Annotated in this window: 18 protein-coding genes, 1 pseudogene and 1 riboswitch; of the genes and pseudogenes, 12 read left to right on the top strand and 7 right to left on the bottom strand. The window is 74.6% G+C overall.

The window, feature by feature from the left end; genetic code table 11:
• Window positions 1–14: 14 nt before the first annotated feature.
• A riboswitch (cobalamin riboswitch) is annotated at window positions 15–146 on the bottom strand.
• A 92-nt stretch (window positions 147–238) separates the two neighbouring features.
• From cobG to EKH77_RS27595, 3 genes are read left to right on the top strand one after another with little or no spacing between them, the layout of a single operon-like run.
• Window positions 239–1,570 carry a precorrin-3B synthase gene (gene cobG, locus EKH77_RS27605; RefSeq protein WP_240667566.1) on the top strand — a complete coding sequence of 444 codons (1,332 nt, stop codon included), beginning with the start codon at window positions 239–241 and terminating at the stop codon, window positions 1,568–1,570.
• 42 nt (window positions 1,571–1,612) lie between these two features.
• A complete protein-coding gene (locus tag EKH77_RS27600) occupies window positions 1,613–2,266 on the top strand; it encodes a precorrin-8X methylmutase (protein WP_126916976.1) in 654 nt (217 codons plus the stop codon).
• A 17-nt stretch (window positions 2,267–2,283) separates the two neighbouring features.
• A complete protein-coding gene (locus tag EKH77_RS27595; RefSeq protein ID WP_126918334.1) occupies window positions 2,284–3,849 on the top strand; it encodes a precorrin-2 C(20)-methyltransferase in 1,566 nt (521 codons plus the stop codon).
• A 102-nt stretch (window positions 3,850–3,951) separates the two neighbouring features.
• Here the strand turns inward: EKH77_RS27595 and EKH77_RS27590 are convergent, their stop codons facing one another.
• The gene (locus tag EKH77_RS27590) at window positions 3,952–4,710 is read right to left on the bottom strand and encodes a cobalt-precorrin-6A reductase (RefSeq protein ID WP_126916975.1); all 759 of its coding nucleotides are present in this window, start codon (window positions 4,708–4,710) and stop codon (window positions 3,952–3,954) included.
• A gap of 95 nt (window positions 4,711–4,805) precedes the next feature.
• Here EKH77_RS27590 and EKH77_RS27585 point away from each other — a divergent pair, with 95 nt between their 5' ends.
• Window positions 4,806–5,933, top strand: coding sequence for a cobalt-precorrin-5B (C(1))-methyltransferase (locus EKH77_RS27585; RefSeq protein WP_126916974.1), 1,128 nt, complete (start codon window positions 4,806–4,808; stop codon window positions 5,931–5,933).
• A 163-nt stretch (window positions 5,934–6,096) separates the two neighbouring features.
• On the opposite strand, the gene EKH77_RS27580 is transcribed toward EKH77_RS27585, so the two are convergent.
• The 3 genes from EKH77_RS27580 to cbiE form a co-directional block, all read right to left on the bottom strand.
• Window positions 6,097–6,921, bottom strand: a complete 825-nt coding sequence (locus tag EKH77_RS27580; RefSeq protein ID WP_126916973.1) for a MerR family transcriptional regulator — start codon at window positions 6,919–6,921, stop codon at window positions 6,097–6,099.
• A 44-nt stretch (window positions 6,922–6,965) separates the two neighbouring features.
• Window positions 6,966–7,745 carry a precorrin-4 C(11)-methyltransferase gene (cobM, locus tag EKH77_RS27575; protein ID WP_126916972.1) on the bottom strand — a complete coding sequence of 260 codons (780 nt, stop codon included), beginning with the start codon at window positions 7,743–7,745 and terminating at the stop codon, window positions 6,966–6,968.
• Between the two features lie 62 nt (window positions 7,746–7,807).
• The gene (gene cbiE / locus EKH77_RS27570) at window positions 7,808–9,022 is read right to left on the bottom strand and encodes a precorrin-6y C5,15-methyltransferase (decarboxylating) subunit CbiE (protein WP_126916971.1); all 1,215 of its coding nucleotides are present in this window, start codon (window positions 9,020–9,022) and stop codon (window positions 7,808–7,810) included.
• 125 nt (window positions 9,023–9,147) lie between these two features.
• On the opposite strand from cbiE, the gene tsaD reads away from it, so the two are divergent.
• The 4 genes from tsaD to EKH77_RS27550 are packed head-to-tail and all read left to right on the top strand — an operon-like array spanning window position 9,148 to window position 13,602.
• Window positions 9,148–10,218, top strand: coding sequence for a tRNA (adenosine(37)-N6)-threonylcarbamoyltransferase complex transferase subunit TsaD (gene tsaD, locus EKH77_RS27565; protein ID WP_240667565.1), 1,071 nt, complete (start codon window positions 9,148–9,150; stop codon window positions 10,216–10,218).
• Window positions 10,219–10,263: 45 nt separating this feature from the next.
• Window positions 10,264–12,984, top strand: a complete 2,721-nt coding sequence (gene alaS, locus EKH77_RS27560) for an alanine--tRNA ligase (RefSeq protein WP_126916970.1) — start codon at window positions 10,264–10,266, stop codon at window positions 12,982–12,984.
• The gene (locus EKH77_RS27555) at window positions 12,981–13,340 is read left to right on the top strand and encodes a hypothetical protein (RefSeq protein ID WP_126916969.1); all 360 of its coding nucleotides are present in this window, start codon (window positions 12,981–12,983) and stop codon (window positions 13,338–13,340) included. Before alaS ends, EKH77_RS27555 begins: the two co-directional genes overlap by 4 nt.
• Window positions 13,333–13,602 (top strand): hypothetical protein, encoded by a 270-nt coding sequence (locus tag EKH77_RS27550; RefSeq protein WP_126916968.1) that lies wholly within the window; start codon window positions 13,333–13,335, stop codon window positions 13,600–13,602. Before EKH77_RS27555 ends, EKH77_RS27550 begins: the two co-directional genes overlap by 8 nt.
• A gap of 48 nt (window positions 13,603–13,650) precedes the next feature.
• Here EKH77_RS27550 and EKH77_RS27545 read toward each other — a convergent pair whose 3' ends face one another.
• Window positions 13,651–15,072, bottom strand: coding sequence for an SDR family NAD(P)-dependent oxidoreductase (locus tag EKH77_RS27545; protein ID WP_126918332.1), 1,422 nt, complete (start codon window positions 15,070–15,072; stop codon window positions 13,651–13,653).
• A 476-nt stretch (window positions 15,073–15,548) separates the two neighbouring features.
• Here EKH77_RS27545 and EKH77_RS27540 point away from each other — a divergent pair, with 476 nt between their 5' ends.
• On the top strand, window positions 15,549–15,788 hold the full coding sequence (locus EKH77_RS27540; protein ID WP_126916967.1) for a chaplin: 240 nt from the start codon (window positions 15,549–15,551) through the stop codon (window positions 15,786–15,788).
• 63 nt (window positions 15,789–15,851) lie between these two features.
• On the opposite strand, the gene EKH77_RS27535 is transcribed toward EKH77_RS27540, so the two are convergent.
• Both EKH77_RS27535 and EKH77_RS27530 read right to left on the bottom strand, forming a co-directional pair.
• The gene (locus EKH77_RS27535) at window positions 15,852–16,031 is read right to left on the bottom strand and encodes a hypothetical protein (RefSeq protein WP_126916966.1); all 180 of its coding nucleotides are present in this window, start codon (window positions 16,029–16,031) and stop codon (window positions 15,852–15,854) included.
• 78 nt (window positions 16,032–16,109) lie between these two features.
• Window positions 16,110–16,898: a sigma-70 family RNA polymerase sigma factor gene (locus EKH77_RS27530; RefSeq protein WP_126916965.1), complete on the bottom strand. Its 789-nt coding sequence runs from the start codon at window positions 16,896–16,898 to the stop codon at window positions 16,110–16,112.
• 398 nt (window positions 16,899–17,296) lie between these two features.
• Between EKH77_RS27530 and EKH77_RS27525 the strand changes: the two genes are divergently transcribed.
• The 3 genes and pseudogenes from EKH77_RS27525 (at window position 17,297) to EKH77_RS34840 (ending at window position 21,743) form a co-directional block, all read left to right on the top strand.
• Window positions 17,297–18,286, top strand: coding sequence for a LacI family DNA-binding transcriptional regulator (locus EKH77_RS27525; RefSeq protein ID WP_126916964.1), 990 nt, complete (start codon window positions 17,297–17,299; stop codon window positions 18,284–18,286).
• Between the two features lie 31 nt (window positions 18,287–18,317).
• Window positions 18,318–19,868: a sugar ABC transporter ATP-binding protein gene (locus EKH77_RS27520; RefSeq protein ID WP_126916963.1), complete on the top strand. Its 1,551-nt coding sequence runs from the start codon at window positions 18,318–18,320 to the stop codon at window positions 19,866–19,868.
• Window positions 19,858–21,743: pseudogene (locus tag EKH77_RS34840) on the top strand (ABC transporter permease/substrate-binding protein). Before EKH77_RS27520 ends, EKH77_RS34840 begins: the two are co-directional and overlap by 11 nt.
• Window position 21,744: the final 1 nt, after the last annotated feature.

Raw genomic sequence — 21,744 nt, 5'->3', positions numbered from 1 at the left:
CCGCGCCCCGGGCGGTGGGAGGACGGCAGGAGTTCCTGACTCACCGCGGCAGCGCGCTCGCGCTGCCGGGCACACAGTGGCGGGACCGTGCCGGGATCACACCGGCTTCCTCCCCTGTCGCCGTCGCTGGCGAGAGTCATAGTAGCCAGGACGTTCCTTCCGGGGGCTCTGCCCCCGGACCCCCGCTCCTCAAACGCCGGAGGGGCCGACTTCGTCCCCCGTCGGTATGCTCGCCGCCATGTCCACTCCCCCCGAATCCCCTGGTCGCGAACGCGGCGACGCCTGCCCCGGCGCGCTGCGGCTGCACGCCGCGGACGACGGGGCACTGGCCCGCGTGCGCCTGCCCGGCGGGCTCCTGACGGCGCGTCAAGCCGACGTACTCGCCGATCTCGCCGACGACTTGTCCGACGGCCACCTCGACCTCACCTCCCGCGGCAACGTCCAGCTGCGCGCCCTCCCCGACGGCTGCGGCACCGCCCTGGGCACCCGGTTGCGCGAGGCCGGGCTGCTGCCCTCCGACCGGCACGACCGCATCCGGAACGTCGCGGCTTCCCCCCTGTCCGGCCTGGACGGAAAGGGCTTCGCGGACATTCGGCCCTGGGTTCGGGAACTCGACGGCCTGCTCTGCTCGTCGGACGACCTCACGAACCTCTCGGGCCGTTTCCTCTTCGGACTCGACGACGGCCGGGGCGACATCGCCGCCCTCGCACCCGATGTGACATTGATCGCAACCGAGGGCGGCCACCAGGCCCTCCTCTCCTTCGGCACCGGCCCCGACGCCCTGCGCGTCGCCGTCGAGGACGCGCCGCGCGTGGCGGTTCTGGCGGCCCGTGAGTTCCTGGCGGCGCTGCGCGAGAACGGCGGCAAGGCGTGGCGCGTCCGCGAGCTGGCCCCCGCGCTGCGGCCGCGCCCGGAGCGGCTCGCGGACCGGCTGGCGGCGGCCGGCATCGGCTCCGCGCCCGTGCCGCGCGCCACGCTCCCCCTCGGTGCCCCGGCCGCCCCCGGCGCGGTGGAGGGTCCCGGAGGGCGGTGGGCCCTGTCGGTGGCCGCGCCCCTGGGCCGGCTGACCTCCGCCCAGTGGCGGCTCCTCGCCCGTACGGCCGGTCAGGACGGTGCCGGCGAACTCCGGGTGACGCCCTGGCGCGGCGTCGTCGTCCCGGGGCTCACCGCCCCGGTGGCCGCCGCGCGCCTCGCCGGGCTCGGGGACGCGGGGCTGGTCGTCTCCGCCGCCTCCCCGTGGCACGGCGCGGGCGCCTGCACCGGCCGGCCGGGGTGCGTCAAGTCCCTCGCGGATGTACGGGCCGACGCGACCGCCTCCCTGGAGGCCGCGCGCCCTGGCGGGCCCGGGACGCTGCCCGTGTACTGGTCCGGGTGCGAGCGGCGCTGCGGCCACCCCGGCGGCCGGTGGGTCGACGTCCTGGCGACCGGCGACGGCTACCGGGTCGCCGTGCGGCACGGGGCGGAAGAGGCGACGGTCGCCGTGACCGCCCCCGCCGGCCTGGCGGAGGCCGTGACGGCGGCACGGAACCCACCCCCCACGACGACGCCGGCCGACGGCCCGCGCGGCTGAGCGCACCGCGGCGGCGACCAACCCCACGCAGAACCCAGCGACATGCATCACCCAGCGAGCGAGGGCACAGTGTTCGACTACGACAAGGACGGCGCGTCCATCTACCGCCAGTCCTTCGCCACCATCCGCGCCGAGGCGGACCTCGGCGGGCTGCCGCCCGACGTCGGCCGGGTCGCGGTCCGCATGATCCACGCCTGCGGCATGACCGACCTGGTCCGGGACCTCGCGTACTCGCCGGGGGTCGTGGCCCGGGCCCGCGAGGCGCTGCTCGGGGGCGCGCCGATCCTGTGCGACGCGAACATGGTCGCCAGCGGCGTCACCCGCAAGCGGCTGCCCGCGGACAACGAGGTGGTGTGCACCCTCGCCGACCCGGCCGTGCCGGAGCTGGCGCGGCGCATGGGCACGACCCGCAGCGCGGCGGCGCTGGAGCTGTGGCGCGACAGGATGGGCGGCGCGGTGGTCGCGGTGGGCAACGCCCCCACGGCGCTGTTCCGCCTCCTGGAGATGATCCAGGAGGGCGCGCCGCGCCCGGCCGCCGTGCTGGGCATCCCGGTCGGCTTCATCGGCGCGGCGGAGTCGAAGGACGCGCTGGCCGAGAGCCCGTTGGGGCTGGAGTATCTGGTGGTGCGGGGCCGGCGCGGCGGCAGCGCCATGGCCGCGGCCGCGATCAACGCGATAGCGAGCGAGGAAGAGTGAACGACAAGACCGTGCCGATGCCGACGCCCACGCCGGTGCCCACGTCGGTGCCCGCGCCCACCGGCCGGCTGTACGGGGTGGGGCTGGGGCCCGGCGACCCCTCGCTGCTGACCGTCCGTGCCGTCGAGGTCATCGCCTCGGCGGACGTCGTCGCCTACCACAGCGCCCGCCACGGGCGCAGCATCGCGCGTTCCATCGCGGAACGCCATCTGCGCCCCGGCCAGATCGAGGAACCGCTGGTCTATCCGGTGACGACGGAGACCACCGACCACCCCGGCGGCTACCGGGGCGCGCTGGAGGAGTTCTACGAGGAGGCCGCCGCCCGGCTCGCCGCGCACCTGGACGCCGGGCGCGTGGTGGCGGTCCTCGCCGAGGGCGACCCGTTCTTCTACAGCTCGTACCAGCACATGCACAAGCGCCTCGCGCACCGCTATCCGACGGAGGTCGTGCCGGGGGTGACGTCGTTCAGCGCGGCGTCGGCCCGGCTGGGCCGCCCGCTGGTGGAGGGCGAGGAGACGCTGACGATCCTGCCGGGCACGCTGCCCGAGGAGGAGCTGACCGCGCGGCTGGCCCAGGCCGACTCCGCCGTGGTGATGAAGCTCGGCCGGACGTTCCCCGCGGTGCGGGGCGCGCTGGAGCGCTCCGGGCGGCTGGCGGAGGCGCGGTACGTCGAGCGCGCGACGATGGCCGGGGAGCGCACGGGCCGGGTGGCGGACGTCGACCCGGAGTCGGTGCCGTACTTCTCGCTGGCCGTGCTGCCGAGCCGGGTGGCGGCCCTCCCGGACCGTCCGGAGGAGACCGCCCGGGACGAGGCCGTGGGCGAGGTCGTGGGCGAGGTCGTGGTCGTCGGCCTCGGTCCGGCGGGGCCGTTGTGGCTGACGCCGGAGGCGCGGGGCGCGCTGGCGGCGGCGGAGGACGTCGTCGGCTACACCACGTACGTGGACCGGGTGCCCGTGCGGCCGGGGCAGTGCCGGCACGCCTCGGACAACAAGGTGGAGTCGGAGCGCGCCGAGTTCGCCCTCGACCTGGCCCGGCAGGGCCGACGGGTCGCGGTGGTGTCCTCGGGCGACCCGGGCGTGTTCGCGATGGCCTCCGCCGTGCTGGAGGTCGCCGCCGAGGACCCGTACCGGGAGGTCCCGGTGCGGGTGGTCCCCGGTATGACCGCCGCCCACGCGGCGGCCGCCCGGGCGGGCGCCCCGCTGGGCCACGACTACGCCGTCGTCTCCCTCTCCGACCGGCTCAAGCCGTGGGAGGTCATCGCCGAGCGGCTGCGCGCGGCGGCGGCCGCCGATCTGGTGCTGGCCCTCTACAACCCCGGCTCCCGCAGCCGCCTGTGGCAGGTGGGCAAGGCGCGCGACGTGCTGCTGGAGCACCGCGCTCCCGAAACGCCGGTGGTCATGGCCCGTGACGTGGGCGGCCCCGAGGAGTCCGTACGGATCGTCACCCTCGGCGAACTGGAACCCGCCGAGGTCGACATGCGCACGCTGCTCATCGTCGGCTCCACGCAGACGCGCGTGGCGCGCCGGGGCGAGGACGGCGCGGAGCGGATCGTCTGGACGCCGAGGCGGTATCCGGAGGGCTGAGCCAAATCAGCCCGTCCGGCGTTTGAGGACCGGGGTCCGGGGCGGAGCCCCGGGAAACGGTGGAAGGGCGGGACCGGGGCACGGCTCGCCGCAGGCGGGGCCTCAGCCCAGTGCCCGCCGCAGCCACGCCACCGCCCCAGCCGGATCGCCGGCCTCCGGCACCCCCTCCGGTGCCGGAGGCCGGCAGACGACCACCACCGGAATCCCCACCTCGCGCGCAGCGGTCAGCTTCGCCGCCGTCGCCGCCGCGCCGCTGTCCTTCGTCACCAGGACGTCGATCGCGTGGCGCCGCAGCAGTTCCCGCTCGCCCTCCAGCGTGAACGGGCCCCGGTCGAGGAGGACTTCCATGCGCGGGGGCGCCGGCGGCTCGGGCGCGTCCACGGAGCGGACCAGGAACCACTTATCCTCGAGGTGCGCGAAGGCGCCCAGGCCCATCCGGCCCGTGGTCAGGAACACCCGCTCCCCCAGCGCCGGCAGGGCCCGTGCCGCGTCGGCCAGGGAGGCGACGTCCCGCCAGTCGTCGCCCGGCCCCGCCACCCAGCCGGGCCGGCGGACGGCCAGCAGGGGCACCCCGGCCGCGGCGGCGGCCCGCGCCGCGTTGAAACTGATCGTGCCGGCGAAAGGATGGGTGGCGTCGATGAGCGCGGCCACCTGCTGCTCACGCAGCCAGTGGGCGAGGCCCTCGGGGCCTCCGAACCCCCCGATCCGCACCTCCCCCGCCGGCAGCCGCGGCGCGGCGACGCGCCCCGCGAGCGAACTGGTGACCCGGAGCACCGGGTCGGCGGCCAGCTCCTCCGCGAGCCGTCGCGCCTCGGTCGTACCGCCGAGGATGAGGATGTGGCGCTCGGCGCCGGCGTTCACGATCCACTGCCCTTCCGTCGTCGCCCGGCCCCGTGTCGTCGTCCGGTCGTCGGCCCAGCCTACGGGCCTTACGGGCCCTACGGGCGGTGGCCAGCATGGCTGACGGCACGGCGGCCGGGGGCCGCGCCGCGCAGCTCCAGCACACCGGGATGCGGCACGGCTGGACGACGGGCGCCTGCGCCACCGCCGCCACCACGGCCGCGTACACAGCGCTGCTCACCGGCGAGTTCCCCGATCCGGTGGGGATCACGCTGCCCAAGGGGCAGACGCCCGCCTTCGCGCTGGCGGTGGAGGAGCGGGGCGACGGGTGGGCCATGGCCGCCATAGTCAAGGACGCCGGTGACGACCCGGACGTCACCCACGGCGCGCTGATCCGGGCCACGGTCCGGCTGTCGCCGCCCGGTTCCGGGGTGGTCTTCCGGGCCGGTCCGGGCGTGGGCACGGTCACCCGGCCGGGGCTGCCGCTGGCCGTGGGCGAGCCCGCCATCAACCCGGTGCCCCGGCAGATGATGCGCGAACACGTCGCGGAGGTCGCCGCCCGGCACGGTGGCACGGGGGACGTCGAGATCGAGGTGTCCGTGGACCACGGCGAGGAGATCGCCCGCTCCACCTGGAACCCGCGGCTGGGCATCCTCGGCGGGATCTCGATCCTGGGCACGACCGGCATCGTCGTCCCCTACTCCTGCTCGGCGTGGATCGACAGCATCCGGCGCGGCGTGGACGTGGCCCGCGCGGCGGGCCGTACCCACGTGGCGGGCTGTACGGGGTCGACGTCGGAGAAGGTCGCGGTGGCCGTCCACGGGCTGCCCGAGGACGCGCTGCTGGACATGGGCGACTTCGCGGGGGCGGTGCTCAAGTACATCCGCCGCCACCCGGTGGACCGGCTGACCGTCGCCGGCGGCTTCGCCAAGCTCTCCAAGCTGGCGGCCGGTCACCTCGACCTCCACTCGGCCCGCTCGCAGGTGAACAAGGAGTTCCTCGCGGAACTCGCCCGGCACGGCGGCGGTGACGACGCCCTCGCGGCCGCCGTCACCGGCGCCAACACCGGCCTGGAGGCGCTGCGCCTGTGCGAGGCAGCGGGCGTGCCCCTCGGCGACCTCGTCGCCGTGACCGCCCGCGACGAGGCGCTGGCCGTGCTGCGCGGGGCGCCCGTCGCGGTCGACGTCATCTGCATCGACCGCGCGGGCGTCATCGTGGGGCGCGCGGAGCCGAAGGGGCCCTAAGGGGCGCGAGGCTGTACCTTCCGGGGGGCAACCCCCGGACCCCCCGGGCGCGACCAGCCCCGGACGGCCCTCAGCCGCACTCAGCGGTTGACCGGCTTCGCCGCCTGGGACGTCGTACCGCAGGTGAGCGCGCGGGACGCGCGGCAGGAGCCTGCCTCCGGTTTCACCCGGTTCGGGTCACCGGCTCCTGGATCTCCGTCACCCATCCCGCCGGGTCGCCCTCGCCGTACGCGAGGTACACCTCGCGCGCGTAGCCCGTCGAGCGGTAGCCGTTGGCGTCGATCCAGTGGGCCAGGGCCTGGGCGGTGGGCACGATGTCGTCCATGGAACCGTGGTGAACGATGGTCGCCAGGGTGGGCGCGGCCGGCAGCTCGACGACCTCGAAGTCCTCGCCGTGGGTGTCCGCGCCGACGGGGAAGGCGACGTGGACGACGATCCCGCCGCCGTCCGGGGCGTCCTCGTAGTACTGGACGCCCGGTCCCGTCGGCGCGACGCCCGTGGCCGCCAGCCGACGGCACAGTTCGTCGAACAGCGGTCCGGCGACGGGGCTGATGTCCTCCGGGCCGAAGCTCGCCACCTGTGTGCTCAGCCGGGCCACCCGGACCGCCGGCACGCTCTTGATCACTACGTCGTGGGTGCTCATCCGTCCCTCGCTCTCGATCGTGCGGAGCCTCGCCTCGACCCGCGCCAGCCGGGCCTCGGCCGCCGCGGCGGCGGCCTCCAGCTCGGCGCGGCGCAGCCGCAGCATCCCGCGCAGCTCCTCGGTGCCCACCTCGTCGTCCACGATCGCCTGGACCTGCTGGAGGGTGAATCCGAGGTCCTTGAGCGCGATGACGCGGTTGAGCCGGGCGAGCTGTCCGGCCTCGTAGAAGCGGTAGCCGCTGTACGGGTCGACCCGGGCGGGGCGCAGCAGTCCGATGGCGTCGTAGTGGCGCAGCATGCGGACGGACACGCGACCGTGTCGGGCGAAGTCTCCGATGGTGAACATGATGAGCTCAGTTACGGGCCTGACACGGTGTGAGGGTCAAGCGTTCAGCCGTTCGCGCCGTCCGGGACCGTCCGGCCGCAGCTGTCCCGGTCCCGTTCGGCCGAGTAGAGGAAGCTGTCGGGGAACTGCCCGGCGGCGAGGGCGCGGCCGACGAGGATGACGGCGGTGCGGACGACGCCGGCCGCCTTCATCTGCCCGGCGATGTCGGCGAGGGTGCCGCGCAGCACGATCTCGTCGGGGCGGCTGGCCATGGCGACGACGGCGGCCGGGCAGTCGGCGCCGTAGTGCGGGAGGAGTTCCTCGACGACGCGGTCGGCGTGGCGGGCGGCGAGGTGGAGGACGAGCAGGGCGCCGCTGCGGCCGAGGGTGGCGAGGTCCTCGCCGGGGGGCATGGGGGTGGCCCGCTGGGCGACGCGGGTGAGGATGACGGTCTGCCCGACGGTGGGCACGGTCAGCTCCCGCCCGAGGGCGGCCGCGGCGGCGGCGAAGGCGGGGACGCCGGGGACGATCTCGTAGGGGATGCCGTGGGCGTCGAGGCGGCGGATCTGCTCGGCGACGGCGCTGAAGACGGCGGGGTCGCCGGAGTGCAGCCGCGCCACGTCCTGGCCGGCCTCGTGGGCGCGGACGAACTCGGCGGTGATCTCGTCGAGGTCGAGGTGGGCGGTGTCGACGAGCCGGGCGCCGGGCGGGCACTCGGCGAGGAGCTCCGTGGGGACGAGGCTGCCGGCGTAGAGACACACGCCGCACCGCGCGAGGGTCCGGGCGCCGCGCACGGTGATGAGATCGGCGGCACCGGGCCCGGCACCGATGAAGTACACGGTCATGGGAGACCTCCAAGGGAATGACGTTGGTGGGCGAAACCCGCGCCGAAGGCGCGGATAAAGCGTCACGGCCGGACGACAGCCCACTGCGTAACCGGCATCGCCGCCCGCCACCCCGTGAACCCGCCCACGGGCACCGCGTGGGAGACAGCCAGTCGCGTGAGCTCTCCCCCATGGGCGCGGTACCACTCCGTGAGCAACGCCTCCGACTCGAGCGTCACCGTATTGGCCACCAGCCGCCCCCCACGAGGGAGCGCCTCCCAGCAAGCCTCCAGCATCCCGGGCGCGGTGAGCCCTCCGCCGACGAAAACGGCGTCCGGCGTGGGCAGTCCGGCGAGCGCGCCCGGCGCGGTGCCCGTGACCACACGAAGCCCCGGCACGCCGAGCGCCTCCGCGTTGCGGGCGACGCGCCCGGCCCGCACCGGGTCGCGCTCGACGCTGACGGCCCGGCAGGAGGGGTGGGTCCGCATCCATTCGATGCCGATGGAGCCGGAGCCGCCGCCGACGTCCCAGAGGAGCTCGCCGGGCGCGGGGGCGAGGGTGGCGAGCGTCACGGCGCGTACGTGGCGCTTCGTCAGCTGGCCGTCGTGGTCGTAGGCGTCGTCGGGCAGGCCGGGGGTGAGGGGCAGCCGGGGCGCGCCGGGGGCGCGGCGGCAGTCGACGGCGATGACGTTGAGGGGGTCGCCGGGCGGGTGGGGCCATGCGTCCGCCGTGCCCTCGACGCGGCGTTCGCGGTCGCCGCCGAGCTGTTCGAGGACGGTGAGGGGGCTCGGCCCGTAGCCCCGTTCGCGCAGCAGCGCGGCGACCTCGGCGGGCGTCCCGGCGCCGGCGCTGAGCAGCAGCAGCCGGCGGCCGTCGTGGAGGGCTGCGGTGAGCGCCGCGAGGGGACGGCCCACGAGGCTGACGACCTCGGTGTCGTGCAGCGCCCAGCCGAGCCGGGCGCAGGCGTAGGAGGCGGAGGAGGGGTGCGGGAGGACGTCCAGCCGCTCCTCGCCCACGATTTCGGCGAGCGTGCGGCCGATGCCGAAGAACATGGGGTCGCCGCTGGCGAGGACGCAGACGCGCCGTCCCTCGTGCGCGGCGAGCAGGCCGGGTACGGCGGGGCGCAGGGGCGAGGGCCAGGCGACGCGCTCGCCGGCGCAGTCCCCGGGCAGCAGGCCGAGCTGGCGCGGGCCGCCGATGATCACGTCGGCGTGGCGCAGGGCCGCCCGGGAGGCGGGGGCGAGGCCGGGCCAGCCGTCCGCGCCGATGCCGACGACCGTCACGGGGGCTGGTGTCACGGAATGTCCCTCGAGGAGGTGGTGATCAGGGGCACCGGAACTCTACTGACCTGCGGTGACGGGGACACGACCGGGACCTTGTTGCATAGACTGTGCAATTACTACTGATAGGCAGGAGGGTCGCCGTGGCGCGTTCGCCGGTGGTGCTGGGTATCGAGTCGTCCTGCGACGAGACCGGCGCCGGTCTCGTCCGGGACGGAAGGCTGCTGGGCCACGCGGTGGCGTCCAGCATGGACGAGCACGCGCGCTTCGGCGGCGTCGTGCCGGAGATCGCGGCCCGCGCGCACGTCCACGCGGCCGCGCCCGTGGTGCGGGCGGCGCTGGACGACGCGGGGCTGGCCATGAGCGACATCGACGCGGTCGCGGTGACGACGGGCCCGGGGCTCTCCGGCGCCCTCCAGGTCGGCGTCGCGGCGGCGAAGGGCATCGCCTACTCGCTGGGCGTGCCCCTCTACGGCGTCCACCACCTGGCCGGGCACGTGGCCGCCGACACCCTGGAGCACGGCCCGCTGCCGAACCCGTGCATGGTGCTGATCGTCTCCGGCGGCCACACCTCGCTGCTGCTCGTCCGGGACCTGGCCCGCGATCCGATCGTCCATCTCGGCGACACGCTCGACGACGCGGCCGGCGAGTGCTTCGACAAGGTCGCGCGGGTCTTCGGGCTGCCGTACCCGGGCGGCCCGGCCGTCGACCGGGCGGCGCGCGAGGGCGACCCGCGCGCGGTCCCCCTCCCCCGGCCGCTGACCGGGCCGCGCGACGACCCGTACGCGTTCTCCTTCTCCGGGCTGAAGACGGCCGCCGCCCGCTGGGCCGAGCGGCACCGGCAGGCGGGCCGGCCGCTGCCCGTCGCGGACGGCGCGGCCTCCCTCCAGGAGGCGGTCGCCGACGTCCTCACCCGCAAGGCCGTGCGGGCCTGCGCCGATCACGGGGTGGGCACGCTCGTCGTCGTGGGCGGCGTGGCCGCGAACTCGCGGGTGCGGGCCCTCGCGCGGGAACGCTGCGATGCTGCGGGCATCGAGCTGCGCGTACCGCCGCTGCGGCTGTGCACCGACAACGGCGCGATGATCGCCGCCGTCGGCGATCTGCTGGTGCGGGCGGGGGCCGAGCCCGCGCCGCTCGATGTGTCCGTCGATCCGTCCGCGCCCCTCACGTACGCGGCCCTCCATCCCGTGGCCCGCCCGGCCCGAGCCGCCTGAAACGTCCGAGCCACCGACCCCGCCCGACCCGTCCGGAGCCGCCCTGTGCGTACCGCCGACATCCGCAGCCGCTTCCTCGACTTCTTCGCCGCGCGCGGCCACACCGTCGTCCCCAGCGCGCCGCTGCCGACGCCCGACCCGACGCTGCTCTTCGTCAACGCGGGCATGGTGCCCTTCAAGCCGTACCTGACGGGCGAGGCGGCGCCGCCGTGGCCGCGCGCGACGAGCGTGCAGAAGTGCGTGCGGACGCTGGACATCGAGGAGGTCGGCAAAACCACCCGCCACGGGTCGTTCTTCCAGATGAACGGCAACTTCTCCTTCGGGGACTACTTCAAGGAGGAGGCCATCGCCTTCGCCTGGGAGCTGTCCACTTCCGAGAGCGGCTTCGGGCTGGACCCGGACCGCGTCTGGGTCACCGTCCACCACTCCGACGACGAGGCGGCGGCGATCTGGCGGCGCGTGGCCGCGCTGCCCGAGGAGCGGATCGTCCGGCGGGGCGACGAGGACAACTTCTGGTCCATGGGCGTCCCCGGGCCCTGCGGCCCCTGCTCGGAGCTCTACTACGACCGGGGTCCCGCGCTCGGCCGCGCGGGCGGCCCGGCCGTGGACGAGGACCGGTACATGGAGTTCTGGAACCTCGTCTTCATGCAGTACGAGCGCGGGGAGGGCGCCGGGAAGACCGGCTACCCGATCCTCGGCGAACTCCCCCGCCGCAACATCGACACCGGCATGGGCCTGGAGCGGATGGCCACCCTCCTCCAGGGCGTCGACAACCTCTACGAGATCGACGAGACCCGGCCCGTCCTCGACCGCGCCGCCGAACTCACGGGCGTGCGCTACGGCGCCGACCACCGGGCGGACGTGCGGCTGCGCGTCGTCGCCGACCACGTCCGCACGGCCCTGATGCTGCTGGCCGACGGCACCGCCCCCGGCAACGAGGGGCGCGGCTACGTGCTGCGGCGCGTGCTGCGCCGGGCCGTGCGCTCGGTACGGCTGCTGGGGTACCAGGACCCGGCGCTGCCCGAGCTGCTGCCGGCCGCCCGGGACTGCATGCGGCACAGCTATCCGGAGGTGGCCGAGGAGTTCGGCCGGATCTCCCAGCAGGCGTACGCCGAGGAGGACGCCTTCCGCGCCACGCTGCGGCAGGGCACGACCGTGCTGGACACGGCGGTCGCCGAGGTCAAGGCCCAGGGCGGCCGGCTGCTGCCGGGCCCGAAGGCGTTCCTGCTCCACGACACCTACGGCTTCCCCATCGACCTCACCCTGGAGATGGCGGAGGAGCAGGGTGTCGAGGTCGACCGCGAGGGCTTCACCGCCCTGATGGCCGAACAGCGCGAACGCGCCCGCGCCGACGCCCGCGCCCGCAAGTCGGGCGGCGCGCTCGACACCACGGCGCTGCGGACGGTGCTGGACGCGCACGGGCCGACGGACTGGCGGGCGTACGAGGCGCTGACGACGGACTCGACGGTCCTGGCCCTGCTGGGGCCGTCCGGCCCGCTGCCGGCCGTCCGTACCGGGGAGATCGCCACGGCCGTCCTGGACCGCACCCCGTTCTACGCCGAGTCGGGCGGCCAGGACAGCGACGCGGGCGCGCTGACGGGCGCGTCGGTGGAGGCGGAGGTCCTGGACGTCCAGCGGGCCCTGCCGGGGCTGATCGTCCATCAGGTGCGGGTGACGGCGGGCGAGCTGGCGGTGGGCGACGCGGTGCGGGCGGCCGTCGACCCCGAGTGGCGGCTGGGCGCGCGGCAGGCGCACTCCGGCACGCACGTCCTCCACGCGGCCCTGCGGCAGATCCTCGGCCCGACGGCCCTGCAGTCCGGCTCGTACAACCGGCCGGGTTATCTGCGCCTGGACTTCCCGTGGCGCGGCGCCCTCGGCCCGGCCGCGCGGAGCGAGGTCGAGGAGGCGGCGAACCGGGCGCTGCGCCGGGACCTGCCGGTGGACGTGCGCTGGATGACGCTGCCCGAGGCGAAGGAGCTGGGGGCGCTGGCCCTCTTCGGCGAGACGTACGGCGAGCGGGTGCGGGTCGTGGAGATCGGCGGCCCGTGGTCGCGGGAGCTGTGCGGCGGCACGCATGTGGAGCACGCCTCGCAGGTGGGGGTGGTGGCCCTCACGGGCGAGTCCTCGGTGGGCGCGGGCATGCGGCGGCTGGAGGCCGCGGTGGGCTTCGAGGGCTTCGGCTACCTGGCGCGCGAGCGCGACCTGGTGACGCGGCTGGCGGAGCAGCTCCAGGCCCCGCGCCCGCAGCTGCCGGACCGCGTCGCGGCGCTGCTGGAGCGGCTGAAGGCCGCCGACCAGCGGTCGGAGGAGCTGCGTCGCCGCGCCGCGCTGGAACGCGCGGCGGAGCTCGCGGGCGCGGCGGCCGACGTCCACGGCACGCTCGTGGTCACGGCGACGACGGACGGCGACGCGCGCGCCTTGGCGCTGGCCGTCCGCGACCGCCTGCCGGCGGACCGGCCGGGCGTGGCGGCGATCGGCACGGCCACGGGCGACCACGCGACCCTGGCCCTCGCCCTGAACAGCCCCGCCACGGCCACCGGCCTGTCGGCCGCCTCCCTGGTCAAGACCCTCCTGGGCGGCCGCGGCGGCGGCACGCCGGAGGTGGCCCAGGGGGGCGGCGTACCGGCGGAGTCGCTGCGGGCGACGCTGGAGGGGGTGGCGGGGCTGCTGAAGGGTTCCGGGGGGGCGGTAGCCGACTGGTTCCGCGCGGACGCCGGCGGCGAAACCGGTACGGTGCGAGGAGCGCCGAGGACGGAGGACCCATGACCGCGCAGCACGCCGAAGAACCCGCCGAGCTCGTCCCGCGGCCGGAGCCGACGTTTCCGGCGCTGCGGGCCGCGCTGGCCCGCGTCGCGTCCTCGCGCCTCGCCGAGTTCCAGGCGGATCGGGATTCCGCGTTCACCGCCGCCACCCAGCACGCCTCCTTCAACCCGATCCGCATGTTCCAGATCAAGTGGGCGACCGAGATCGAGATCGAGCGCAGACCCGCGCTGGCCGCTCGCTACCGAGCGGCCCTGGACGGCGCGAACTCCTTCGACCGCGACGACCCGAGATGGCGCGCGGCCATGGACGAATGCCTGGCCGTCCGGAACGAGGCTCGGGCCGCGGTGACCGATGGCTGACGCTTGGGCCTGGGAATACGACCCCGACCCCGCCTACGTCATCGGCGGCATCGACAATCTCGCCTTCATCGCGAGGGTCGAGGAGCGCGCCGACGAACTGGTCCGCGCGGCTGCGGCGCTCTACCTGGACGGGACGAAGTACACGGGTGTCTCGCCCCGCATGCAGGAGGAGGCCGTCGACGCGTCGGGCATGTTCGTGTACCAGGTCGTGCCGCGCCACCAGCGGGTCTACATCCGCCAGGTGGCCTTCCTCGGGTCGTGACCCGCGGGCGGCCGGCGCTCAGGGTGGCGCCGGCCGGTGTGAGCGGGCCTACCAGTTCGACTTGCCGTAGTCCTTCAGGAAGCACCCGTACAGGTCCTCCCCCTCCTCGCCCCGCACGATCGGGTCGTAGACGCGCGCCGCGCCGTCGACCAGGTCGAGGGGGGCGTGGAAGCCCTCCTCGGCCAGCCGCAGCTTGTCGTAGTGGGGGCGCTCGTCGGTGATCCAGCCGGTGTCGACCGAGGTCATGAGGATCTTGTCGGTCTCGAACATCTCCTGGCCGCTGGTCCGGGTCACCATGTTCATCGCGGCCTTGGCGGCGTTGGTGTTCGGGTGCCCCGCGCCCTTGTAGCCGCGGCTGAAGACGCCCTCCATGGCGGAGACGTTGACGACGTACGCGCGACCGCTGGCCGCCCGCCGGGCCGCCTCGGCCATCGCCGGGCGCAGCGCGCTGATCAGGATGAACGGCGAGGTGTAGTTGCACAGCTGGGTCTCGAGCAGCTCCACCGGGGAGATCTGGTCGATGGTCTGCACCCAGGTGTTGGTCTCGACCACGTCCGGCAGGAGGCCGCCGGCGTCGATGGCGGTGCCGTCGAGGTGCCGTTCGAGGCTGGCGTTGCCCGCGACCAGGGCGAGGTCGGCGACCTTCTGGGCGTCCAGGCCGCTCGCGCCGAGCGGCAGCGCCGCCAGGCCGTCGACCGCGCCGGAGTTGAAGGCGCCGATGACGTGGTGGGCGGGCAGCTCGCCGGCGGGCAGCGGGGCGCCCTCGCCCTCGACCAGCGCGGCGTACGCGCTGGGCAGCCGGCGCACGGTCTGGGTGGCGTTGTTGATCAGGATGTCCAGCGGGCCGGCCTCGGCGACCTGCTCGGCGAGCGCGACGGCCTGGGCCGGGTCGCGCAGGTCGATGCCGACGACCTCCAGGCGGTGCATCCAGTCCGCCGAGTCCTCCATCGCCTTGAAGCGGCGGATGGCGTCCTTGGGGAAGCGGGTGGTGATCGTGGTGTGGGCGCCGTCGCGCAGCAGCCGCAGCGCGATGTACATGCCGATCTTGGCCCGGCCGCCGGTGAGCAGGGCGCGCTTGCCCGAGAGGTCGGCGCGGGCGTCGCGCTTGGCGCGGTTCTCGGTCGCGCAGCCCGGGCAGAGCTGGTGGTAGAAGTAGTCGACCTCGACGTACCGCGTCTTGCAGACGTAGCAGGAGCGCGGGCGCTGGAGGATCCCGGCGATCCGGCCGGCCTCGGTGATCGAGGACGGCAGGATGCCCTCGGTCTCGTCGTCGATCCGCTCGGCGGAGCCGGTGGCGGTGGCCTCGGTGACCATGCGGTCGTTGGCGGTCTTGGCGGCGCGGCGCTCCTGGCGGCGGCGCTGCTTCACCGTGCGGTAGACGCCGGAGGTGGCGCGCCGGACGGCGATCGCGTCGGGGTGGTCGACGGGCAGCCGGTCGAGCTCCTCGAGCACGCTCAGGAGGACGGCCATGCGCTCGGGGGCTATGCCCTCGACGCCCTCGGCGCCCGCGCCCTCACCGGGCTCGCCGGCGTCCGTGATCTCCGGGAGATCGGTGATCGACAGGTGGCCTGCACCGTCGCGGTTCTCTTCAGTGACGGTCATGGCCGCTGTGTTTCCCAGTCCGCTTGTTCGACAAGTCTTCCAGGAAACTGTACGTAGCCGAGCGCGGCAGCGCCAAACCGCTGCCCGGGGAGCTTGTGGCCGGGCCGTGCGCCGGGCCTTCGCCGACGGCGCCCCTCCCCCGCCCCGGCGCCGCCCGGAGCACCCCGGCGAGCGAGCCGGCCGCCCTCGCGAACTGCCGCGATCCACTCCCCCAACCGCCGCGCATCACATACGACTTATTGATCTTTCCGGGTTAATTGGGGGCGTTATCCAGCACATTTGCCCAATTCCCACCGAAACGGCAGTCACAATCGTCTCTCAACACCCCTTAGAAAGGTTTAGCCATGTCGCGTATCGCCAAGGCTGCTGTCCTGACCGCCGCCGTGGGCACCGCCGTGACCGGCATCGCCGGCGTCGCCTTCGCCGACGCCGGGGCGCAGGGTGCGGCCGTGGGCTCCCCGGGCGTCATCTCGGGCAACGTCATCCAGGTCCCGATCCACGTCCCGATCAACCTCTGCGGGAACTCGATCGACATCATCGCCCTGCTGAACCCGACATTCGGCAACGTCTGCGTGAACAGCTGATCACCACCCCCCTTTCTGCGCGCGTCTCAGCCGGACCGCGCAGCGCCGGGGCCCGGGTCACAGTCAGCCGCCGGACCCGTCCCCCGCGCGTTCGTGGCGCCCATCTCCCTCCTGATGGGCGCCACTGCCATGTCCGGCCCCCGTCGGCACCGAGCCCTCGGTGCCGGCGGCGGCGCCGGGCAGGTCGGGTATCTCCACGATCGGCGGCAGGTCGGGGGTCAGCCGCGAGTGCTCTGACGTCATGGCGGTGAGCCTTCCCTCACGTCTCCCCTCACGTCGGGGAGACCGGGGCGATGGGACGGGAACGGGGACCCTGGCGGGTCAGGCCGCGGCGAGCAGCTGTCGGCGCAGCTGGGCGCAGGTGCGGCTGAGAATGCGGGAGATCTGCATCTGGGAGACGCCCAGGCGCGCCCCGATCTGCTTCTGGGTGAGATTGCCGAAGAAGCGCCAGTACAGGACGTAGCGTTCGCGCTCGGGCAGCGCGTCCAGGAGGGGGCGCAGGGACTGCCGGTCGACGATCAGGTCCAGCGCCCGGTCGGCCAGGCCCAGGGTGTCGGCGAGGGGGAGGTCGTCGGCGCCGGCGACGGAGTGGTCGAGCGAGAGCGTCTGGTGCACGCCGTCCGCGTCGAGCCCGCGCCGCACCTCCTCCTCCGACAGGCCGGTCTCGGCGGCGAGTTCGGCGGGGGTGACCGCGCTGCCCGCGCCCCGCTGTTCCAGCCGGGCGCGGGCGGCGCGGACGGCGGCCCGCAGCTCCTGGTCGCGGCGCGGGATGTGCAGGGACCACACGTGGTCGCGGACGTGCCGTTTGAGTTCGCCGCTGATCGTGGGGATGGCGAAGGACTCGAAGGCGTAGCCGAGCCCGGGGTCGTAGCGGTCCACGGCGTGGACGAGGGCCAGCGCGGCCACCTGACGCAGGTCCGCCGGGCTCTCCCCGCACCTGCGGAAGCGGAGGCTGACGCGTTCGGCCATGGGCAGCCAGGCGGCGATCACGTCGTGCCGGAGCCGGTCGCGCTCCGGGCCGGCGGGGAGGGTCGCCAGCCGGCGGAAGGCCTCCTCGGTGCCGGGCGAGTCGGGGCGGCGCCCGCGGGGAGGGAGCTCGGTTTCGGCCATGGTCACAGTTGTCCCCTCGCTCGTGCGTCAAGGAGTGCCTGCCGGCCGGGCGCCGTCGGGGGCGCGACCGCCCCAGGGGGCCGCCCGTGGCCGGGCCGGGTTCCGGGGGCCGGGCCGGCCGGTGTCGGCCACGGTCGTCCCAGCATGACCCCGGCTCGCGCCACTCGCGACTCGGAGCTCCCGTTCGTCACTCAGAGCATTGCCACCCGGGGTGCGCGGGCGCCCGCGCCCTTACCTCACCGCGCCCGTCGGGGCCGTGGGTCGAACGGGTGACGCCTACCCGGTGACGGGCGTCACACCCGTCGCATCTTGACCCCTGATCCGTGCAATCGATTTCCTGTGGGCGCGAAATCGATTGCACGAAACGCTGTCGATCGCATGGGACGGGGGGAGGAACCGTGGCGAACATCAAGGACGTCGCCGAGCGGGCCGGGGTGTCCACGGCCACCGTCTCCCGCGTCCTCAACGGCCGTTCCCCCGTGGCCGAGACGCGCGACCGCGTCCTGGCCGCCGTCGAGGAGCTCGGCTACCGCCCCAACGTCGTCGCCCGCGCCCTGCGCACCGCCCGGACCCGCACCCTCGGTCTCGTCGTCAGCGATCTGCGCAACCCGTTCTTCACCGAACTCGCCGACGCCGTCGAGCAGGAGGCCCGGCGGCTGGGCTACAGCCTGATCATCGGCAACGCGGGCGAGAGCCCCGAGCAGCAGGACGACTACATCCGCACCCTCCTGGACCGCCGTATCGACGGGCTGATGGTCAGCTCCGCCGGCACCGGCTCCCCGATGCTGAGCGAGGCGGTGGACGCCGGCACCCCGCTCGTCCTCCTCGACCGCGCCGTCCCGGGCGTCGCCGCGCCCTGCGTCCGGGCCGAGGGCGGCGCCGCGCTCACCGAACTCGCCGCGCACCTGGCCGCGCTGGGCAGGCGGCGGCCCGCCGTGATCGTCGCCCCGGCGGGCACCCCGACCGGCGACGAACGGCTCGCCCGCTTCCGTACGGCCCTCGCGGCGCACGGCCTGGCCCTGCCGCCCACCCGCGTCGGCGCCTCACCGGACCCGAGCCCCACCGGCGGCCGGCAGGTGATGCGCCGGCTGCTGGAGACGGCCGAGCCGCCGGACGCCGTGCTCGCCACCGACAACCTGATGGCACTCGGCGCCCTGGACGAGCTCCGGGCGCGCGGCCTGCGCGTCCCCGCCGACATGGCGCTCGTGGCCTTCGACGACGTGCCCTGGTTCGCCCACCTCGACCCGCCGCTCACGGCCGTCGCCCAGCCGACCGGGGCCCTCGGCCGGGCCGCCGTCCACACCCTGCTGGAACGGATCGCGGGACGCCCCGCCGGCTCGGTCCTGCTGCCCGCCCGGCTCGTACGCCGCCGCTCCTGCGGCGAGTGACCCACCCACCGCCGGCCGAGAGGGGCGAGGCATGACAGGCGTCGACGACGACGCGCCACGCGAACTGCTGCGCGTGGAAGACGTGGTGAAGTCCTTCCCCGGCGTCCGCGCCCTGGACGGCGTGTCCTTGAGCGTGCGCGCGGGCGAGGTGCACGTCCTGCTGGGCGAGAACGGCGCGGGCAAGAGCACACTCATCAAACTGCTCGCCGGAGCCCACCGCCCCGACGCCGGCCGGATCCTCGCCGACGGCGAGGAGGTGACGATCCGCTCCGGCCGGGACGCCGAACGCCTCGGCATCGCCACCATCCACCAGGAACTCACCCTCGTCCCCGGCCTCAGCGTCGCCGAGAACCTCTTCCTCGGCCGCCAGCCGCGCACCGCCCTCGGCCTGATCGACCGGCGCGCCCTGCGGACCCGGGCCACGGAACTGCTGCGCCGGGTCCGCCTCGATGTGCCGCCCACCACGCCCGTGGCCGGGCTCGGCGTCGCCCAGCGGCAGATGGTGGAGATCGCCAAGGCCCTGAGCCTGGACGCCCGCGTCCTGATCATGGACGAGCCCACGGCCGTCCTCACCGCCGAGGAGACCGGCACGCTCTTCGGCATCGTGCGCGAGCTGCGCGCCGAGGGGACGGGCATCGTCTTCATCACCCACCACCTGGAGGAGATCACCGCCCTGGGCGACCGCGTCACCGTCCTGCGCGACGGCCGCTCGGTGGCCGAGGTGCCCGCCTCCACACCCGAGGACGAGCTCATCCGGCTGATGGTGGGCCGCGACATCACCGACCGCTACCCCCGCGAACGCCCCACGGAACCCGGCGCCCCGCTGCTGCGCGTCCGTGGCCTGACCAGGCGCGGGGCCTTCTCGGACGTCGGCTTCGACGTCCGGGCGGGCGAGGTGGTGGGCCTGGCGGGACTGGTGGGCGCGGGCCGCACGGAGGTGGCGCGGGCGGTCTTCGGCGCCGACCGCTACGACACGGGCACAGTCGAAATCAACGACAAACAGCTACCCCCGGGCGACGTCCGGGCGGCCATGCGGGCCGGGATCGGGCTCGTCCCCGAGGACCGCAAGGGCCAGGGCCTGGTCCTCGGCGCCTCCCTGGACGACAACCTCACCCTGGCCCGGCTGGACCGCGACACCCGCCTGGGCCTGGTAGACCGACGGGCTCAACACCGCGCGGCGACCGCCGTCGCCGACCGGCTGAAGGTGCGCCACAGCGGCCTGGACCGCGAGGCCCGCACCCTCTCGGGCGGCAACCAGCAGAAGATCGTCATCGGCAAGTGGCTGCTGGCGGGCGCCCGCCTGCTGATCCTCGACGAGCCGACGCGCGGCATCGACGTCGGCGCGAAGGTCGAGATCTACCGGCTCGTCAACGAACTGACGGCGGCGGGCCACGCCGTCCTGCTGATCTCCAGCGACCTCCCCGAGGTCCTGGGCATGAGCGACCGCGTCCTGGTGATGGCACAGGGCCGCCTGACCGGCGAACTCCCCGCCGCGACGGCCACCCAGAACGCGGTGATGGAACTGGCGGTCCGGCAGAACATCCAGGACGAGAGCGCGATGGAGGGCTCCGATGTCGGCTGAGGTGCTTCGAACGCCCGGGAGCACCGGGCAGTGGTTCACACGGGCGGTGCTCCGCAACGGACCGCTGGGCGGACTGCTCGCGCTGGTCGCGGCGATGACCGTCCTCTCCCGGGACTTCCTGAACGGACAGAACCTCCTCAACGTCGGGGTACAGGCATCCGTCACGGCGATCCTGGCCTTCGGCCTGACGTTCGTGATCGTGTCGGCGGGCATCGACCTGTCCGTCGGCTCGGTGGCCGCGCTCTCCGCCACGGTCGTCGCCTGGGCCGCCACCGGCCACGGCCTGCCCGTGTGGCTGGCCCTGCCGCTGGGCCTCGGGACGGGCGCGGTCGCGGGCCTGGTCTCGGGCGCCCTGGTCGCGTACGGGAAACTGCCCTCCTTCATCGCCACGCTGGCGATGCTGTCGGTGGCCCGCGGCCTCGCGCTCGTCATCTCCGGCGGCTCCCCGATCGCCTTCCCGTCCTCCCTCGCCCACCTGGGCGACACGCTCGCCGGCCGACTGCCGGTGCCCGTCCTGGTCATGGCGGCGGCGGGCCTGCTGACGACGCTGATCCTGACGCGCACCCCCACGGGCCGGGCGATGTTCGCGATCGGCGGCAACGAGGAGGCGGCCCGGCTGTCCGGCATCGACGTACGCCGCCGCAAGCTCACCGTCTACGCGCTGTCGGGGCTCTTCGCCGCCATCGCGGGCGTCGTCCTCGCCGCCCGGCTCACCTCGGCCCAGCCACAGGCGGCCGCGGGGTACGAACTGGACGCTATCGCCGCCGTGGTGATCGGCGGGGCGAGCCTGTCGGGCGGCTCCGGCAAGGCGTCCGGAACGCTCGTCGGCGCGCTGATCCTGGCGGTGCTGCGCAACGGCCTCAACCTGCTGAGCGTCTCGGCGTTCTGGCAGCAGGTCGCCACGGGCGCGGTGATCGCGGTGGCGGTGCTGCTGGACACGCTGCGCCGCAGGGCCACGCGATGAGGGGGCGCGCGATGAGGAGCCGCGCGTACGCCCTCGCGGCGGCTGCCCTCCTGACGCCCCTGACGGGCTGCGACAGGGGAGGGGACACGGACCTGGGCCTGGCCCTCTCCACGATGAACAACCCTTTCTTCGTGGGCATCAAGGAGGGCGCGAGGGCCGAGGCGAGGGCACGCGGCCTGAAGATCAACATCACGGACGCCCAGAACGACCCGGTCCAGCAGGTCAATCAGATGGAGACGTTCACCAGCCAGAACGTCAAGGCCGCCGTGATCAACCCGGTGGACTCGGACGCGGCCGTCCCGGCCGTGGGCGTGGCGAACCGGGCCAAGGTGCCGGTGATCTCCATCGACCGGGGCGTCAACGGCGGCACGGTCGGCTCGACCATCGCGTCCGACAACGTCGAGGGCGGCCGACAGGCGGCGAAGGCCCTGGCCGGCGCGCTGGGAGGACGGGGCAAGGTGGCGTTCCTGGAGGGCCGCCCGGGCACGTCGGCGGCCCGGGAACGCGCCAAGGGCTTCGAGTCGGGCATCAGAACCTACCCGGGCATAGAGGTAGTGGCGCGACAACCGGCGGACTTCGACCACACCAAGGGCATGGACGTGATGGCCAACATGCTCCAGGCGCACCGCGACATCACGGGGGTGTTCGCGGCCAACGACGAGATGGCCCTGGGCGCGGCGAAGACACTGGGACACAGAAATGTGAAGATCGTGGCCTTCGACGGCACCCCGGACGGCGTCAGGGCCGTACGCGACGGGACGCTGACGGCGACGGTGGCCCAGCAGCCGAGGCTGCTGGGCAAGCGGGCGGTGGAGTGGGCGGTCAGGGCCGCGCACGGCGAACGGCTGCCCGACCGGGTGAAGGTCCCGGTGGTGCTGGTGACCCGCGGAAACGCGGCGGACTTCGAATGAC

The sequence above is a fragment of the Streptomyces luteoverticillatus genome, from assembly GCF_003970715.1.
In the GTDB taxonomy this organism is placed as follows: domain Bacteria; phylum Actinomycetota; class Actinomycetes; order Streptomycetales; family Streptomycetaceae; genus Streptomyces; species Streptomyces abikoensis.
The sequence above is the reverse complement of the archived record's forward strand: the minus strand, read 5'-3'. Positions and strand labels throughout refer to the sequence as shown.

Coding starts and splice junctions, on each gene's coding strand:
- cobG (WP_240667566.1), top strand. CDS start 239: ATGTCCACTCCCCCCGAATCCCCTGGTCGCGAACGCGGCGACGCCTGC.
- EKH77_RS27600 (WP_126916976.1), top strand. CDS start 1,613: ATGCATCACCCAGCGAGCGAGGGCACAGTGTTCGACTACGACAAGGAC.
- EKH77_RS27595 (WP_126918334.1), top strand. CDS start 2,284: ATGCCGACGCCCACGCCGGTGCCCACGTCGGTGCCCGCGCCCACCGGC.
- EKH77_RS27585 (WP_126916974.1), top strand. CDS start 4,806: ATGGCTGACGGCACGGCGGCCGGGGGCCGCGCCGCGCAGCTCCAGCAC.
- EKH77_RS27580 (WP_126916973.1), bottom strand. CDS start 6,921: ATGTTCACCATCGGAGACTTCGCCCGACACGGTCGCGTGTCCGTCCGC.
- cobM (WP_126916972.1), bottom strand. CDS start 7,745: ATGACCGTGTACTTCATCGGTGCCGGGCCCGGTGCCGCCGATCTCATC.
- EKH77_RS27555 (WP_126916969.1), top strand. CDS start 12,981: ATGACCGCGCAGCACGCCGAAGAACCCGCCGAGCTCGTCCCGCGGCCG.
- EKH77_RS27550 (WP_126916968.1), top strand. CDS start 13,333: ATGGCTGACGCTTGGGCCTGGGAATACGACCCCGACCCCGCCTACGTC.
- EKH77_RS27545 (WP_126918332.1), bottom strand. CDS start 15,072: ATGGCCGTCCTCCTGAGCGTGCTCGAGGAGCTCGACCGGCTGCCCGTC.
- EKH77_RS27540 (WP_126916967.1), top strand. CDS start 15,549: ATGTCGCGTATCGCCAAGGCTGCTGTCCTGACCGCCGCCGTGGGCACC.
- EKH77_RS27535 (WP_126916966.1), bottom strand. CDS start 16,031: ATGACGTCAGAGCACTCGCGGCTGACCCCCGACCTGCCGCCGATCGTG.
- EKH77_RS27530 (WP_126916965.1), bottom strand. CDS start 16,898: ATGGCCGAAACCGAGCTCCCTCCCCGCGGGCGCCGCCCCGACTCGCCC.
- EKH77_RS27520 (WP_126916963.1), top strand. CDS start 18,318: ATGACAGGCGTCGACGACGACGCGCCACGCGAACTGCTGCGCGTGGAA.